General features: G+C 57.8%; 15 protein-coding genes and 1 tRNA gene. 10 read left to right on the forward strand and 6 right to left on the reverse strand.

Annotated elements, in window-relative coordinates; all coding sequences use genetic code 11:
- Position 1 precedes the first annotated feature (1 nt).
- Complete coding sequence (locus UB90_RS00655; RefSeq protein ID WP_081285499.1) at positions 2-2,608, forward strand: AAA family ATPase; 2,607 nt, start codon at positions 2-4, stop codon at positions 2,606-2,608.
- A gap of 360 nt (positions 2,609-2,968) precedes the next feature.
- On the forward strand, positions 2,969-3,238 hold the full coding sequence (locus UB90_RS00660; protein WP_065324596.1) for an Arm DNA-binding domain-containing protein: 270 nt from the start codon (positions 2,969-2,971) through the stop codon (positions 3,236-3,238).
- Between the two features lie 380 nt (positions 3,239-3,618).
- On the opposite strand, the gene UB90_RS00665 is transcribed toward UB90_RS00660, so the two are convergent.
- The gene (locus tag UB90_RS00665; protein WP_065324597.1) at positions 3,619-3,990 is read right to left on the reverse strand and encodes an ArsR/SmtB family transcription factor; all 372 of its coding nucleotides are present in this window, start codon (positions 3,988-3,990) and stop codon (positions 3,619-3,621) included.
- 311 nt (positions 3,991-4,301) lie between these two features.
- On the opposite strand from UB90_RS00665, the gene UB90_RS23025 reads away from it, so the two are divergent.
- From UB90_RS23025 to UB90_RS00700, 7 genes are all read left to right on the forward strand, one after another.
- Positions 4,302-4,484 carry an SRPBCC family protein gene (locus UB90_RS23025; protein ID WP_227512038.1) on the forward strand — a complete coding sequence of 61 codons (183 nt, stop codon included), beginning with the start codon at positions 4,302-4,304 and terminating at the stop codon, positions 4,482-4,484.
- A gap of 29 nt (positions 4,485-4,513) precedes the next feature.
- Positions 4,514-4,852, forward strand: coding sequence for a VOC family protein (locus UB90_RS00675; protein WP_009176117.1), 339 nt, complete (start codon positions 4,514-4,516; stop codon positions 4,850-4,852).
- 264 nt (positions 4,853-5,116) lie between these two features.
- Positions 5,117-5,443 carry an ArsR/SmtB family transcription factor gene (locus tag UB90_RS00680; protein ID WP_204161352.1) on the forward strand — a complete coding sequence of 109 codons (327 nt, stop codon included), beginning with the start codon at positions 5,117-5,119 and terminating at the stop codon, positions 5,441-5,443.
- Positions 5,440-5,865 carry an SRPBCC family protein gene (locus tag UB90_RS00685; RefSeq protein ID WP_065324598.1) on the forward strand — a complete coding sequence of 142 codons (426 nt, stop codon included), beginning with the start codon at positions 5,440-5,442 and terminating at the stop codon, positions 5,863-5,865. Before UB90_RS00680 ends, UB90_RS00685 begins: the two co-directional genes overlap by 4 nt.
- The gene (locus tag UB90_RS00690; RefSeq protein ID WP_065324599.1) at positions 5,862-6,227 is read left to right on the forward strand and encodes a DoxX family protein; all 366 of its coding nucleotides are present in this window, start codon (positions 5,862-5,864) and stop codon (positions 6,225-6,227) included. The genes UB90_RS00685 and UB90_RS00690 overlap by 4 nt, the downstream gene beginning before the upstream one ends.
- A gap of 13 nt (positions 6,228-6,240) precedes the next feature.
- Positions 6,241-6,825: a YdeI/OmpD-associated family protein gene (locus UB90_RS00695; RefSeq protein WP_065324600.1), complete on the forward strand. Its 585-nt coding sequence runs from the start codon at positions 6,241-6,243 to the stop codon at positions 6,823-6,825.
- Between the two features lie 852 nt (positions 6,826-7,677).
- Positions 7,678-9,009 carry a hypothetical protein gene (locus UB90_RS00700; RefSeq protein ID WP_131818801.1) on the forward strand — a complete coding sequence of 444 codons (1,332 nt, stop codon included), beginning with the start codon at positions 7,678-7,680 and terminating at the stop codon, positions 9,007-9,009.
- Between the two features lie 122 nt (positions 9,010-9,131).
- On the opposite strand, the gene UB90_RS00705 is transcribed toward UB90_RS00700, so the two are convergent.
- Positions 9,132-9,208, reverse strand: a tRNA-Arg gene (locus UB90_RS00705).
- 124 nt (positions 9,209-9,332) lie between these two features.
- Between UB90_RS00705 and UB90_RS00710 the strand changes: the two genes are divergently transcribed.
- Entirely contained in the window at positions 9,333-10,358 is a 1,026-nt protein-coding gene (locus UB90_RS00710; RefSeq protein WP_005624016.1) for a LacI family DNA-binding transcriptional regulator, read from the forward strand.
- A 75-nt stretch (positions 10,359-10,433) separates the two neighbouring features.
- Here the strand turns inward: UB90_RS00710 and UB90_RS00715 are convergent, their stop codons facing one another.
- The 4 genes from UB90_RS00715 to UB90_RS00730 all read right to left on the reverse strand — a co-directional run bounded on the left by UB90_RS00715 (position 10,434) and on the right by UB90_RS00730 (position 15,702).
- Positions 10,434-11,939 (reverse strand): TRAP transporter large permease, encoded by a 1,506-nt coding sequence (locus UB90_RS00715; protein WP_005624013.1) that lies wholly within the window; start codon positions 11,937-11,939, stop codon positions 10,434-10,436.
- On the reverse strand, positions 11,936-12,517 hold the full coding sequence (locus UB90_RS00720) for a TRAP transporter small permease (RefSeq protein ID WP_065324602.1): 582 nt from the start codon (positions 12,515-12,517) through the stop codon (positions 11,936-11,938). The genes UB90_RS00715 and UB90_RS00720 overlap by 4 nt, the downstream gene beginning before the upstream one ends.
- A gap of 89 nt (positions 12,518-12,606) precedes the next feature.
- Positions 12,607-13,653, reverse strand: coding sequence for a TRAP transporter substrate-binding protein (locus tag UB90_RS00725; RefSeq protein WP_065323251.1), 1,047 nt, complete (start codon positions 13,651-13,653; stop codon positions 12,607-12,609).
- 210 nt (positions 13,654-13,863) lie between these two features.
- Positions 13,864-15,702, reverse strand: coding sequence for a putative bifunctional diguanylate cyclase/phosphodiesterase (locus UB90_RS00730; RefSeq protein WP_227512039.1), 1,839 nt, complete (start codon positions 15,700-15,702; stop codon positions 13,864-13,866).
- Positions 15,703-15,883 lie beyond the last annotated feature (181 nt).

Below are 15,883 nucleotides of genomic sequence, written 5' to 3' on the forward strand. Positions count from 1 at the left end.
CGTGACAAACGCGATAAAATCCGAAGCCGATGCCCTGAAGGACATTCTCGCGTGGTCGCAGGCTAGGCCTGTCTGGCAGTGTGACGCTCTGAAGCGATTGATAAAAAAGGATACCCTCAGCGAGCAGGATATCGATGAGCTGACAGCGCTGTGCCTCGACGACGCTCTTCAAAGCGCTGCGCTCGAAGAAGTTGATCTGTCGTCGCCTGCCTCCGGGCTACCGCCTGTTCAGCTGAAATCGGTCGGCAACGTCCATAACGTCAACGCTCTTGCCGAGAACCAGCGGCTTAGCTTCCTCGATAAGGGCATCACTATCATCTACGGTGACAACGGCGCCGGAAAGTCGGGGTATGTCCGCATCCTCAAACAGGCCTGCCGCGCGCGAGGCCGCCACGATCCCATCCTCACCAACATCTATGAGGCAGCGAGTGGCCCGCAGACAGCCGAGATCGGCTTTCTGTCCGGTGGTCAGACCCAATCGGCACAATGGCAAGACGGCGCCCCTGATACCGATCTTCTAACTGCAGTTAGTGTGTTTGATACGGCGACCGCCAATGTCCACGTCGATGCCACGAACGACGTGGCCTACACGCCGCTGCCGATGAAGCTGCTTGAGCGGCTCGTCCAGGCCTGCCGTTCGGTAAAAGGCCGGCTCGATGCTAAGGTGACTGAGATCGAAGCACAGACACCGCACGTGCTTTCCGAGCCCTCATGTGCACCAGATACCGCCGTAGGGAAGCTGATCGCCGGTCTCAATAAGGACACCACGGAAGATGACATCTCGCGACTGTCGGTACTTTCCGACGATGAGACCAAGCGCCACGCGCAACTTGCCGCAGACCTAAGCCAAGACCCGGCCGCCCTCATCAAGCGCTTGGAAAGCTATGTCAGACGTCTCGGGCGGTTGTCAGCGGATATCGCCGCTTTGGAAAACGCCGCATCCGCCGAAACGCTGGACCGCTTGAACGCCCTGGATGAGGATTTGCGCCGGAAGAGGGAGGCTGCGCGCATGGCTGCAAGCAGGCACTTCGACGCCGATGTCCTACCCGGAACAGGTGGAGAAGTCTGGCGTCTCTTGTGGGACGCGGCGCGCGTATACTCCACGCAAGAAGCCTATCCTAAGGAGACCTTTCCGTCGGTCGCCGAGGGGTCCCGTTGCGTGCTATGTCAGCAAACGCTGACACCGGAGGCCTCAGGCCGTCTCGAACGGTTCGAAACCTTCGTAAGGGACCGCACACAACGAGACGAAGAGGCCGCGCGCGACGCAGTCTCCGAGTTCATCGCGAACTTGAGCGAAGAGCTCCCCTCCGCGCGCCGTGTTCGCGAGGAGGTATTGTTTTTAACAGATGACTTGGCCGAGAGCGAGCTAAGCCAGGCCTTTCGCCGGTTCGCGCTGACAGCCAAATGGGTTCTTCGGGAAATCCTTCGGAAGCGCGCAGGGACCATGCCCGGCGCTCTCGCGTCGCCTCTCGAAGCGCTTGAACAAGCGGCAGTCTCGATTAGCCAACGCATCGACACCCTTCGTGCCGATGAGGACAGCCCGGAGAGACAAGCCCTGCACCAAGAATACCAAGAACTCTCCGACCGAAAGTGGCTGGCCGGTGTCAAAGACGACGTCATCGCCGAGATCGGTCGCAAGAAACAGCTCCATGAGCTCAAGCAAGCGATCCGGGATACCAGGCAGAACGAGATCACAACCAAAAGCACCGAGCTCGCTGAGGCCCTCGTGACTGACAGGCTTCGAGGCCGGTTCGCCCAGGAGGTTGACCATCTCGGGATTGCAGGGCTTGCCGTTGAACTGAAAAAGGAGCGCAGTCAGCACGGCGTTCCCCAATTCAGGGTCAGCCTTATTCACAAACCCGATGCGAAGGCTGGGTCTATCTTGAGCGAAGGTGAGCATCGCTGTGTTGCGCTGGCCGGTTTCATGGCCGAGCTCTCTACGACCGACAACCATTCGGGCATCATCTTTGATGATCCGGTTTCCTCGCTCGATCACCTCCACAGGGAAGCCATCGCCAAACGGCTCGCGCGCGAGGGCAGGGATCGACAGGTGATTGTCTTCACCCATGACTTGCCGTTCCTGTTTTTGCTGGAGCGCGCGTGTAGTGAGCCCGACGATGGCCTGCCGCAAACACCCGTCGCCATCAGGCACGTCGCCAAACGTGGAGACCGACCCGGTCATTGCGAAAATCAGGCCCCGATGAAAGCGCAGAGTGCTACCAAACGGGTCGAAACCATTGGAAAGCACCTCGCCAACACGCGACTGCAGTATGATCAAGACCCCGAGGTGACCTGGCTCTTCACCGCGAAAGGCATCCTCGGGCAAATTCGCGACACTTGGGAGAGTGCCGTCGAGGCCGCCGTGGCGCCGGTCATCAAAACCTTCTCTCACAAGGTCAACACGAAAGGTTTCGCCAAGCTCTCCGTGATCACAGAAGCCGATGCAGAATCCATGCGTGCAGCCTACGGTCGTTGCTCCGAACTCCTCCATCACGCCAGTGATGCAATGAACCCCTCGATCCCAACTCCTGACCAGATCGAAGTCGAACTCAAAGCTCTTGCCGAGTGGCTGGAGGACATTTCGCAGCGGCAAAAAGCCGTCTCATAGCTGCCTCTCATAGCTGAGCGGGATACTTCTCACGCTCGTCGGCAAATATAGTCCAAGGCGAGCCCGCCGATTCAACATTGGTCGTGGGTGGGACGCCGATCCGAAAAGATTCAATAAACCATGGGAACAAAATCTGTCCCACCGATCTCTAAGGTATTGAACTTACATTGCTCTGCGATGCCGCCCCCGGGCACCACAATCACTTCCAGTTGTGGTCTGTAATTTCTTCTAATAGCCTGATTTCTGTCGAAAACATCGGACCCTTTGTCCGAGTTTGTCCGGAGCGATCCAGCCCAATCTACCCTCAATGGGGGTATGGGTCGGGGTACCGCCGAGGTCGTGAAATGAGGGTACCCCCAGATGCCTGTTCTGAGCGATGCCAAAGTCCGCGCGCTGAAGCCGAAAGAGAAACCCTATAAGCAAGCCGACTTTGACGGTTTGTTCCTATTGGTCAATCCCGGTGGCTCCAAACTTTGGCGTTGCAAATACCGCTGGATGGGTAAAGAGAAGCTGCTCTCTTTCGGAAAATACCCTGATCTGAGCCTCAAGCAGGCTCGGGCCCAACGGGACGATGCACGTAAGCTACTTGCCGAACCGCAGTTCCCGAGTCGCCCTCCATGGCTATGCTGACCTGTGTGTGCGCAGTTTGGCCAGATGCCAAGGTTACAATCCATCCGTGATCCATCACCACATCCAATTCAAAGAGGTCTGCATAGAAATTTTTGACTTCCTCAACTGACGTTGCGGCGACATTTGAAACGATGCGGATAACTGTCATTTTGGCGTCCCCTTCTCAACAAACGCTACCACCGATTTCTAACAGTGTCTGCTTTGTTCGCTGACTGCGAGTTCGAGGACCCCAAGATCATGCGCCTGCGGCGAAAGTTCGGTCTGGTGAAGCTGCATCGCCGCGCTTGACTGCATCGGCAATGGCCGGTTTGTCATTTCTGACGCTGAGACTGAGCTGGCGGCGAAGTATCAGTCGCCCAGGGAAGGACGTATCCACTCATTCATTTGGAACGCTCGGGCTGATCCACTGTCCTTTGGACATCTGACTCGACGGTTTGGGCCAATGCCTCCAAGTCCTGGAGCATCTCAACGGCTTGGGTAGCGTAAGGTCCGATCCAGCGTTTCTGAACGTCATGGATCGGAAGGGCGTCGAGATGGTTCCAGCGCTCTCGGCCACGTCGCTCGACAACCAACAGCCCGGCTTTCTCCAACACTGACAGATGCTGCATCACGGTACAGCGGTCGAGTTCCTTCAGTTTATCGCAAAGGGCACCGGTGGTCTTTGGACCATCCTTGATCAGGTCCAAAATCCGCCGCCGCACGCGATGGCTAAGTGACTTGAACAAGGCGTCAAATTTATCTTCGATTGACATGTTATATTTTTATAACATGATTGAACGAAAGCAAAGAGGATTCGTTTCATGGAGTTGAAGTTCACCGTGGTCGGGCGCATCGCCAAGCCGGTCGAAGACGTTTTCGAGGCTGCGGTCTCCCCTGACCGCCTGTCGAAATATTTCACAACGGGCGGAGCGAAGGGGCGATTGGAAACGGGGGCGAAGGCACCTGAGACTTTCACGACTTTCCCAGTGCCTTTCCCGTCCTGGTGCAGGAAGTCGTCCTCAACCGAAAGATCGTGCTGCAATAGGAGGTGGACAAAAAAACCGCGACCTGAACGACCGTCACCATGGAGTTCAGCTCACTCGAAGACGGACGCACCCTGGTGCGGATCAGCGAACTCGGCTGGCCCGAGACCGATGCTGGCCTGACCTCCTGCTTCGGAAACTGCGAGGGATGGACGGGGATGCTCTGCGCCATGAAGGCCTGGTTGGAGCACGGGATCAACTTGCGGGACGGATTCTACAAGTAAATCACATGTCAAATAAGGAGTGACGGGTCATGGAAGCCGGAAAGAACATTGCCATCAAAGTGCCCCTGCATCGCTGGGAGGACACAGTAGCCTTCTATCGCGACAAGGTCGGGTTGCCAGTTGCCAGGGAACTGGAGAACAGCACCGGGTTCGAGTTCGGCAGCCTGACCCTTTGGATTGATCGTGTCCCGCATCAAAGCCAGGTGGATATCTGGATTGAGGTGTTCGACGACGATCCTGATGCCGCCCTCTCTCGGCTCGGCAGCCCAAAACGAAATGAGTTGGAGCCGCTGACCGATGTGACAGGGCATTGGACGTCGGATCCCGCCGGAACTGTGATCCTGCTGCGCAAAGAACAAATGGCGTGAAGCCATAAATCAATGGATCCACTCGGTGAATGTCGAATGGAGGCGTTTAGCCGACTGGATTCTCCGAGCAACACAGAGTGTCTTGGCATGGCCGAGGCCGGCATTGGTGCGCGGATGGCACAAACACAGGATCGCGGGCGTGGCTGCCACAGGTGAAGGGGTTATCAATGGCGCGAGCCAGTGCCATTGAACAAATGCATCAAGTCAAAGTTGACAATATAATAACCCGTTGGTTATGCATTACTCATAACCGAGGAGCTATGTGTGTTGCCAACATTGCACGATCCAATCTTCCGATCTCTCTCCGATCCGACCCGCCGGGCGCTCTTTGAGCGTCTGTGCCTCGAAGGCGAGCAGACGGTTGCAGCACTCACAGAGCAAGCAGGCATCTCGCAGCCAGCGGTCTCGAAACATCTGCGCATCCTGAAGGAGGCAGGCCTCGTTAGCGGACGGCAGGCTGGCCGCCAGACGCGCTACACCGCCCGTGCGGAAGCGCTCGCCCCGTTGGTGGACTGGACGCGGGCCATGAGCGGCTTCTGGGATGCAAAGCTCGATGGATTAGAAGACCTTTTGAAGAGGATGGACCAGTGACGGGAAACAGAAATGACACGCGCTCGGTGGTGAAGGAACGCGAGCTGAAACATGCTCCGGAAAAGGTCTGGCGTGCGCTGACGCAGAAGCATCTCATGGAGGACTGGCTGATGAAAAGCGATTTCAAGCCGGAAGTCGGCCACCGCTTCGATCTCGAAGCCAACTGGGGCAAGGTGTCCTGCGAGGTTCTCACCGTCGAGCCGCCCAAGTGTCTGTCCTACACTTGGGCGGCGCACGGTCTGGAAAGCGTCGTCACCTGGACCCTCACTGAAACCGCCACCGGCACGTATCTGAAGATGGAGCAATCCGGGTTCGGCCCCAATCAAGGTCAGGCCTTCCACGGGGCTAAGGCTGGTTGGGAACAGATCCTCGACAACTTGGAGAAGGTCGTCGCCGATCTCGAAATCGAGGACGTGCAATGAACGTGGCTCTCTGGATTCTTCAGGCGTTCTTGGCGCTGCACACAGCCATTGGTGCGGGCTGGAAGCTCTTCAATTCAGAACAGGCCGTCCCGACGCTTGCGGCAATCCCGAATGCTGTTTGGGTAGCCCTGATTCCGTTTGAGTTGCTCTGCGCCGTGGGCTTGGCCATCCCTGCCGTCGCGCCGTCACTGGGTTGGCTGGTGCCGATCGCGGCCATTGCCATTGCAGTGGAAATGCTGGTCTTCTCCGGTATTCACCTTCGCGCTGAGGCCGAGGATAACGGACCGATGTACTACTGGCTCGGTGTCGCCGCCGTTTGTGCGGTGATCGCGCTCGGGCAGCTCTTCGTTGCACCGCATTAACAAAGGAACAGGCATGGCGGACGATGCGCAAGTTGAAGACCTGCTGAACCAGAAAAACTGGCAGGACGAAAGGCGCAAGCTGCGCGACATCCTCCTCGAGTCCGGTCTCGACGAGCGCGTGAAGTGGGGCAAGCTCTCTTATGCCTTGGGGGACTGCAATGTCGCTATCATCTACGGGATGAAGAGCTCCTGCTCGGTTGGGTTTTTCAAGGGGTCGCTCCTGGAGGACGAGGACGGCGATCTCATCCGGCCCGGTAAGCATTCGCAGGCGATGCGACGACTGCATTTCACGAGTCTGGAAGAGATCGAGAACAGGGAGGAAACGATCCGACGCTTTATCGGCCGAGCGATACAGGCGGAGCAGGATGGGTTGGAAGTCGCGTTTTCCGAGAAGGACAATCTCGACTATCCCGACGAGTTGCTGAACGCCCTTGATGACGATCCCAAGCTGGCCGAAGCCTTCGAAGAGCTGACACTGGGACGGCAGCGCGGTTGGGTGCTGCATTTCTCCGACGCCAAGCAATCGGAGACGCGATCGCGCCGCGTGGATAATGCGCGCTCGAAGATCATTGCCGGGAAAGGCAGGAACGAGCGATAGCCGACGGATTCACCAATACTCCCATTCGCTCAAAAGCCGACATTCAGCCCGAAGCGGTCATAGACTTGGTGTGACGCGGCAAGGATGCTGCCGGTGCGAAATTTTCGGACCATCTCACCAAAAGCGGCCACTCACCGAACCCGGCGAGCTACTGCCAATGCTGCGGACCGCTTCAGGGGGCACGATGCGCAGAAAGCGCCCTTTGCAAACTTGGCCGATTCGCGAAAAGCCTGATAAGAGAGGCGCTTGCGGTCTCTTCACGGGGCAGAATTCTGCATCAGCGAGCGCGTGTTTTTCCACGGGATCGGCGGGAAGCGGATGGTGGTTTGGACGGCGCCGTACCGGCCGGGCGTACCGGCACCTCACCTGACGTGCGGCCCCTACTCATGAGATGCCCGGGTGCAGCAGTCGCGCCGACGTAGGCGGCAGGTCGCGTTTCGACCTGAAGCAGTTTGCTCGCGCGAGCCTCGAGCTGTGCGAGCGTCTGGTAGCTCGACGGATCGCGTGAATCCGGGAAGAAACCGGAGTCCCGCGCGCGAGCTTCTCTCAAATGTCGGTCATGCAGCTCACTCAGCGTGGGGTTGGATCTAGACGCTATCCAAGGGCTGGTAGGCACGCGCAGTCATGACGCTCATGCCCATACCAAGTTGGCTGGCATAGACATCGGCATTTCAAGTGGCGGTACCATTGTCGGCCAGGCTGACGCCCATGCAAGGGCATTGGCTGTGTCGTGGCGTCGACATCTGCATAACTCATCAGCAGCCTCTGGTCCCGCTCTGGACAGAAGGCAATCCCGTACGTCGTGAAGACATGGGCGCACACCTGCGCCCACTGTTGCTAGACCTGACATCAATGACAGCAAAGACTGAGTGCGTCGCGGTCAGCGCCTACGATGCCTGGCTCGACAAGCGACTATCCGAGAACCAAGACCTGACATGGCTGCGGACCCAGACTAGCTTCGCGGGCATGACCATGTGTCTGGCGCTCGGCGAAGATATTCTCTGGCATCAAAGTCTGACCCCCAATGACCGTGCGGCCAAGGCAGCCGGCTTCGGTGTCATCAGCTCCGGACCGGACGCGATACGCGCCACGGTGCGCAGTCTTCTCCGCAGGGACGACGGCACGCTCACAATCTCAAAGTCCCCCCTGAAGAGCCTATCTTACACACTTGTCGAGGCCTACCCGGACAGCATGGAATTCGACGACTTCCGGCAAATCATTCGTGATGAACTGATGACCTTCTGGCCCATCGCGCCGGGAGACACACTCCTAGGGCAAGTGGTGGAGACGCGCCGCTTCCATACCATCGCCAGTGCTGCTGAAGAGACAGGACTGCACAAAGGGCTGCTTCAGGACATACTGGTCGCAGAGGGCGTCTTCGACCCGACACAATGTCAGCAGACGCACCCCCGGACCTTCGACGCAGAGGCCTACGCGGCCTTCCTTGCGGAAATCCCGCATCTCGTTCTCGGGTCCGACATAATGACGGAACTCGGCGCGACCGAAACGGAGTTCGAAGCACTTTGTGCAGAGGGCGTGCTGCGACCCTATCTCAAGACTGCGAAGGTCCTGAACAGGTGGCGGCGGGCTGATGCCACTGCATTGCGCGAAACGCTGACGTCGCGCCTCAGAAAGAAACAGGCCTCGCGGAACGCCGACACACTCCTGATGACCAGGCGCGCGCTTGGGGTGCGGCTCACCGCGCTGATCGCAGCCATTCAGGACGGGCGACTGGCCGCCTTCCGCCACGATGATCAGGAAGGTTTTCATGCGATCAGGGTCGATCGAATGGACGTCGAGGCACTGATCAAGACCTTGCCGCCAGACGTGCTCATCGATCGGCCTGAAACCAAGGTGATCAGTGCCAGCGTCTTCGGAAAGCAGATCGGTCTGGTCGAACCGAAATACATGGTGCGGCTTGTCGCGACAGGTCACAGTCCGGGCACGGAGATCACGAACTCGGTCACGAAGCGCAAGCAGTGGTCACTTGCGGAAGATGACATTGCTGCCTTCCACAAGCGTTTCACGACAACGGCGCTGCTCGCGAGGAAGGCAGGCGTTCACCGTCGGACGATCACCAGCCAAGTCCAGCACCATGGCACGCAGCCATTTTCCGCTGGCGACGAGGTCTTCGAGGGCATCTACCTGCTCTCAGATGTTCAAGAAATCATGAAAACCAATTGAAATCAACGCAATAGGGCTCGTGCGCCAAAACTCTGGACATGCGAAAAACGTGCTTGACAGCCCTTGCGCAGGCTTATGCTGTCGTTTGCGCATTCATATGCTTTCTCTGACTGTTAGCTAACTGGCGACCCCGGCAGGATTCGAACCTGCAACCTGCCCCTTAGGAGGGGGCTGCTCTATCCAGTTGAGCCACGGGGCCGTCCTTGAGGGCGATAGCAAATAGGCCCCACAAGCTCAAGCGTCTCCTCCTGCGGGCCAACAGCCATTGTGTCCCCTCACCGGACTGGCTAACTTCAATACAACAAAGCAAAGAGGCCAAGCACGTGACCAACGACTCCAAGCGTCCGCTGACGCTGCGTGATGTTTCAGATGCCACCGGCGTATCGGAAATGACCGTCAGCCGTGTTCTTCGAAACCGCGGTGATGTGTCGGAAAAGACCCGACAAAAGGTGCTGGAGGCAGCCAAAGAACTCGGCTACGTGCCAAACAAAATCGCAGGCGCGTTGGCCTCTAAACGGGTCAACCTGGTTGCGGTCATTATCCCGTCTCTGTCCAATATGGTCTTTCCCGAAGTGTTGACCGGGATCAACCGGGTGCTGGAAGACACCGAATTGCAGCCGGTGGTAGGCGTTACGGACTATCAACCTGAAAAGGAAGAGAAAGTCCTCTATGAGATGCTCTCTTGGCGTCCCTCTGGCGTGATTATCGCAGGGCTTGAGCACACCGAACCCGCGCGCGCAATGCTTGCGGCGGCGGGCATTCCGGTGGTGGAAATCATGGATACCGACGGCAAGCCGGTGGATGCGATGGTGGGGATTTCCCATCGCCGCGCGGGTCGTGAGATGGCCAAAGCGATCCTAAAGGCAGGCTACAGCCACATTGGATTTATGGGCACCAAGATGCCGCTGGATCATCGGGCGCGCAAACGCTTTGAGGGCTTTACCGAGGCGCTCGCAAAAGAAGGAGTCGAAATCGAGGATCGTGAGTTCTATTCCGGTGGCTCCGCTCTGGCGAAGGGACGCGAGATGACGCAAGCCATGCTGGAACGTTCGCCGGAACTTGATTTCCTCTATTACTCCAACGACATGATTGGTGCTGGCGGGTTGTTGCATCTGCTCAACCAAGGCATCGATGTGCCCGGACAAATCGGGCTTGCGGGGTTCAACGGCGTGGAATTGCTGGCCGGGCTGCCACGGCAACTGGCCACTATGGACGCCTGCCGCCAGGAAATCGGCATGAAGGCGGCACAGATCATTGCGGCACAGCTCGAAGAACCGGATGCGGAGATTGAGAAACATGTGACGCTGACGCCGACCATCACTTACGGCGATACGCTGAAACGGCGCTGAGCAAATCGCCAGTCAAACAAAAACGCGCGACCCTCAGGGGCCGCGCGTTTTTTTCGTTAAAAGGCCTGCGCGCGCTTAGTAGAGCAACATCAGCGGCAGCAGTGTGATCACCGGGAACAGCACCAAAATGATCACCCGGATCAGGTCGGAGCCGACAAAGAACATCACAGCCTTGTAGGTGTCCACCATGCGCGACTTTGGGTCCATCGCGTTGATGACAAAGAGATTCATACCGACCGGAGGGGTGATCAGACCGACCTCCACCACGATCAGGGTGAGGATGCCAAACCAAATGGCGACATACTCTGTCTCCAAACGGTTGGCGATGCCTTGGGTCACGCGAATGCCCAGTTCCTTCATCTGATCACGGGTAAGTTCCGCACCCGTCGCGATGGCGTCCTGAATGGAGGCCAGCATCTCTGCTCCCATGCCCTCCGGCACACCTGCGCGCAGCACCTCCATTGCCGCATCTGCCTGCATTGCAGGCAGCGACACAAGGCCAAAGTCCATGGATGAGATCACCGGATAGAAGATCGGGATCGTCAGCAGGATCATTGACAGACTGTCCATCAAACAGCCCAGCAGCAGATAGAAGACGAGGATCAACGCCAGCACCATCCACGGGCTAAGGCCCTGCGCCACCACGAAATTCGCAAGTTCTTGCGGCACTTGGGTCAGTGCAAGAAAGCCATTGTAGAACCCCGCCCCCAACACGATGAAAAAGATCATCGCGGTGGAGCGTGCGGTAATCATAAAGCTGTCGGTCAGCGTTCGCCGGGTGAGGCCCCCATTCGCAAGCGCAATCAGCCCCGTGCCCAATGCACCTACGGCTGCGCCTTCGGTTGGCGTGAACCAGCCTGCATAAATACCGCCCACCACAAGGCCAAAAACCATCAGCACCGGCCAGACTGCAAAGAGCAGCGAGAAACGCTCACGCCACGGAATCGGCTCACGTGTGCCCGCGCTTTCGGGGAAGAGGCGCACATATACAGAGATTGCAATAATATATCCAATCGCCGCGAGCAAACCGGGGATAAAGGCCGCGAGGAACAGCTTGGCGATATTCTGTTCCGTAAGGATCGCATAGATCACCAGAACAACTGAAGGCGGGATCAGAATGCCGAGTGTGCCGCCTGCGGCCAAGGTCGCGGTCGAAAACCCGCTGGCGTAGCCATAGTTTTTCAGCTCGGGCAAGGCCACCCGCCCCATGGTGGCGGCGGTCGCAAGCGAGGAGCCGCAAATCGCACCAAAACCCGCACAGGCACCAATGGCAGCCATGGCCACGCCACCCTTGCGGTGTCCGATAAACCCTTCGGCCGCCTTGAACAGCGCCGTCGACATCCCGCCGAGCGTGGCAAACTGCCCCATCAAAAAGAACATCGGGATGATCGACAGCGAGTAGGATGAGAAGGTCGAATAGGTCTCATTCTTGAGGCGACCAAAAGCCACGACAGTGTCGCCCGTGACCATCACCAGACCGCCAAGCCCCACGAGGAACATCGACAGACCGATGGGCACCCGCAGGAAAATCAGGCCCATCAGAACCGGGAACGACCAGATACCAATTTCAAGTGCGCTCACGACTGCACCTCCACACCGTCCCAGATCCGGATCTGGCCTGTTATTGCTTCTACACTGCGGATCACGGCCATATAGACCCCGACGATGGCGGCCACGATGGCGGCCACAAGGCTCAGCCCGTAGGCCCACCAGACCGGGAATTCCAACAGGAACGAGGTCTCGCCATTTTCAAACTTGCTCACGGTCCCTGCCCCCAGACGCCACGCAATCAGCACGAGCACCAGCGCAAAGACGATCTCGGTTATCATGCGCAGCACCCGGTTCACGCGGGCGGAGAAACTATTGGCAAAAACATCCACCGCCGCATGTCCTGCCGTGATCTGGCATAGCGGGATAAAGCAGAAGATTGCGAAGGCAACACCGGCCTCCACCAGCTCAAAGTCGCCGTTTACCGGCCCGACCCGCGCTGCCATCCACGCTGAGAGCTGTGGCGCAAGCGCCTCCATCGTGTCGCCGTGAAAGACCCCGTTCAGGAGGCGTCCGACGATTGAGATACAGGTCAGGAAAATCAGAAGAGTCAGGACCGCGCCGCCGATCATCGCCATGATCCGCGCGAGCCTCATCATAAAGCTATGCATGCCTTTGCCCACCTTTGGCTTTTAAGCCCCGTTGCATGCGACGGGGCCCGCTGCAGAAGCGATGCGGACCCCGTCAATCGATGTTTAGATCAGTTTTCGTACTGTGGAGTGTATTTCTCGATCAGCATGGTGGCCTCATCGAGAAGCGCCTGACCGTCGATACCGCGCTCAGACATATCCGCCAGCCATTTATCGTAGATCGGCTGGGACCGCTCGCGCCAAACAGCGGTCTGCTCTGCGTCCAAGGTGATGACATTATTGCCCAGATCAAGGGCGTTTTCACGGGCTGGCAAATCGGAATCCGCCATCGTGCCACCGGCAAAGACAGACATTTCCACACCGGAATTGTCATCGATGACCTTTTTCAGATCATCCGGCAGGCTTTCATATTTTTCTTTGTTCATCGCCAGAACAAAGGTCAGCGTATAAAGCGCACGACCAGTGAATTCTGTATGGTTTTCAACCAGCTCCGGAACCTTGAGCGAGGTGGTCACCTCCCATGGAATGGTGGTGCCATCAATCACACCCTTAGAGAGCGCCTCGGGGATTGCGGGCACCGGCATACCCACAGGGGTCGCCCCCAGTTCGGTCAAAAGGGCGTTCACAGAACGTCCGCCACCGCGAATTTTCATACCTTCGAGATCTTCGGGAACCTCAACCGGATCAGAGGTGTGGAAGATACCCGGACCATGCACCCAACCTGCGAGGATTTTGAAATCCTTGAATTCCGAGTCCAGCCAGTGCTCTTCCATCATATCCCAATAGGCGTGGCTTACAGCACGCGCATTGGTCATCATGAAGGGCAGTTCAAACACTTCGGTCGAGGGGAAGCGACCGGGCGTGTAGCCGACCACAGTCCAGACGATATCAGCGACACCGTCCTGCACCTGATCGATCAGTTCTGGCGGCTTGCCACCCAGCTGCATCGAGGGGTAGCGGTCGATCTTGATGCGGTTATCCGAGGCTTCTTCGATCTTATCAGCCCAGACGTCCAGAACCAATTTCGGAACATTTGCCTGTGCGGGCAAGAACTGGTGCATCTTCAGCGTCACCTCTTGGGCGAGCGCGGGCACAGCGCCCATTGCGGAAAATGCCAGTGCGGTGGCTGCACCGAGTAGTGCTCTGCGAGTGGTCATGCGTTTCCTCCCTTTGACCGGGACCTTTACGGCTCCTCTACGGCAACCTTACCGTATGAGTTTCTAATGTCGCGCCTGTTTTTTAGGCACATAGAAAAGTCCGCCGTCCGGCCTTGCGAAGGTCAGGGCTATTAGGTGCTTTTGTAACTATCAATGGTGAGTGCGGTAACAAATTGCGTATTTTTAATGCCCCTTAACAGAGCAAATTTTTCACGCGCCAGAGCCTACACATGTTTTGGGCTGATCAACCTTCAGCCAGTTCTCAGCGAACTCAGACGCAGCAATGGGACGGCTGAACAAAAAGCCCTGAGCCTCTGTACAACCTAGAGAAATAAGGCGGTCGCGCTGTTCTCGCGTCTCGACCCCTTCAGCGATGACACTGATATCGAGGCTGCGCCCCATCGCGACGACCGCCGCAACGATGCGGTCATCTTTGGTGTTCTGTGGCAGCGATTTGATAAACCGCCGATCAAGCTTGATCCGGTCGATTGGCAAATCCTTCAGCATCGCAAGAGAGGAATATCCGGTCCCAAAATCATCGATAGCCAGTTGCACACCCATCGTGCGCAGGTCATCCACCGTGCTGAGCGAACTGCGCATCCGCGGGAACAGCGTGGTCTCCAGCACCTCAATCTCCAATAGTGCAAGATCAACCTCATGCGCCGCAGCGGTAGCTTTGAGATCGCGGGCAAAATCGGGTGACAGCAGAGTCATCGCGGACATGTTGACCGAGATCTTACCGGGTACGAACCCGGCCTTTTTCCACCGCTCGATCTGCGCACAAACTTCCTTGGTCACGAACCGGTCGATGGCGGTGGTGAGCCCGGTGTCCAGCGCCAACGGCACAAACCCTCCCGGCAGCAGCAGTCCCTTTTTAGGATGCTGCCAGCGCAAGAGCGCCTCGGCCCCGATACACTGGCCCGTGCGCAAGTCAACCTGTGGCTGATAGAACATCAGCAGCTCCCCGTCAGAGATGGCCCGGCGCAGATCGTTCTCCATCTGCAGGCTCTCTTCGGAGCGCTGCTCCATATTTTCGGAGTAAAAGCAGACCTGTCCGCGTCCTTTGGCTTTGGCATGACAAAGCGAGACACCAGCCGCCTGCATCAGATTGCGCTGGCTCGCTCCGTCCTTGGGATATTGCGCGATGCCCATGCTGGCACTCAACCGACAGGTCAGCCCATCCACCACCACCTCATCCCCGAGTGCCGCGCTTATGTCATTGGCGACCTGCATCACCATATCGGGGTTGGTGGCATGTTCGATCAGCAGGATGAACTCATCCCCGCCAATGCGCCCAATGGTGATACCGGTACGCGCAACAGATCGCATCGCATCTGCAAGCCGCTCCAGAACGCGGTCGCCAATATCATCACCGAAGATAGAATTTATATCGCGAAACCGGTCAAGATCAATGACGATCAGGGCCATTTGTGTATTCGCAGCCTTGGCACGCACGATGGCAAATTCCACCTGTGACTTCATCGCGCGTCGGCTCGGCAACCCCGTGAGCGTGTCGCGTAGCCGCGTGTCGATTGCGCCTGTGCGGTTCGGCGTCGGATGAAAGGACCTGCGCGAGCGAAATTCATAGGTCGACTCTGCATCCGCCACCTCTAGCGCGCGCACAGACAACGTTTCTGTTTCGGGATGCAGATCCTCACTCAGCGTGCGGGCTTCGCCGCGCCAGTTTCCCTGTGTCCGCGCCTCCTCCAGTGCGGTGTCCCAAAAACTCTTGCCAAAACCTTTGGCATGGATTGACCAGATCGGACGCCCCCGAATTTGCGCCAATGGCAGACCGGCCTCGGATTCAAACTGCCGGTTGGCATCAATCACCCGTGCCTCCGCATCCAAAAGCGCCATACTGTCCCCTTTGGGTCGGGCTTCGACCGATGTGGGAAACGCCACCGGAGGTGCAGGCCGGGTCTGTCTGACCTGCCGGACACGGCGCACTGCTTCGGCCAGAATAATCGCGGACACAGCAATGGCGCACAGGATGTAGAGTGTAATCGCCAGCGAAGAGGTCGGCAGTGCCAGCGCGTCGCCAATCGTCATTCCCGATGCACCAGGGTGATTTTCCGCCGCGTCAGGCCCCCGCAAGCCAGATCTGAAAACGATGCCCTGCTCTGTGTTCATACTGGTTTGGGCGAGACTGTTGCGTGCAGAAATGACCACAGCCACAAAGGCCACGCAGCATCTGGAGCAAACAATAGCGATGAGGCCGGAGACCGGGCTC

The organism is Tritonibacter mobilis (assembly GCF_001681715.1).
Classification (GTDB): domain Bacteria; phylum Pseudomonadota; class Alphaproteobacteria; order Rhodobacterales; family Rhodobacteraceae; genus Epibacterium; species Epibacterium mobile.

Bases quoted from the DNA above. Each gene is read 5' to 3' on its own strand.
- UB90_RS00660 (WP_065324596.1), top strand. From the start codon at position 2,969: ATGCCTGTTCTGAGCGATGCCAAAGTCCGCGCGCTGAAGCCGAAAGAG.
- UB90_RS00665 (WP_065324597.1), bottom strand. From the start codon at position 3,990: ATGTCAATCGAAGATAAATTTGACGCCTTGTTCAAGTCACTTAGCCAT.
- UB90_RS23025 (WP_227512038.1), top strand. From the start codon at position 4,302: ATGGAGTTCAGCTCACTCGAAGACGGACGCACCCTGGTGCGGATCAGC.
- UB90_RS00675 (WP_009176117.1), top strand. From the start codon at position 4,514: ATGGAAGCCGGAAAGAACATTGCCATCAAAGTGCCCCTGCATCGCTGG.
- UB90_RS00690 (WP_065324599.1), top strand. From the start codon at position 5,862: ATGAACGTGGCTCTCTGGATTCTTCAGGCGTTCTTGGCGCTGCACACA.
- UB90_RS00695 (WP_065324600.1), top strand. From the start codon at position 6,241: ATGGCGGACGATGCGCAAGTTGAAGACCTGCTGAACCAGAAAAACTGG.
- UB90_RS00700 (WP_131818801.1), top strand. From the start codon at position 7,678: ATGACAGCAAAGACTGAGTGCGTCGCGGTCAGCGCCTACGATGCCTGG.
- UB90_RS00720 (WP_065324602.1), bottom strand. From the start codon at position 12,517: ATGCATAGCTTTATGATGAGGCTCGCGCGGATCATGGCGATGATCGGC.
- UB90_RS00725 (WP_065323251.1), bottom strand. From the start codon at position 13,653: ATGACCACTCGCAGAGCACTACTCGGTGCAGCCACCGCACTGGCATTT.
- UB90_RS00730 (WP_227512039.1), bottom strand. From the start codon at position 15,702: ATGACGATTGGCGACGCGCTGGCACTGCCGACCTCTTCGCTGGCGATT.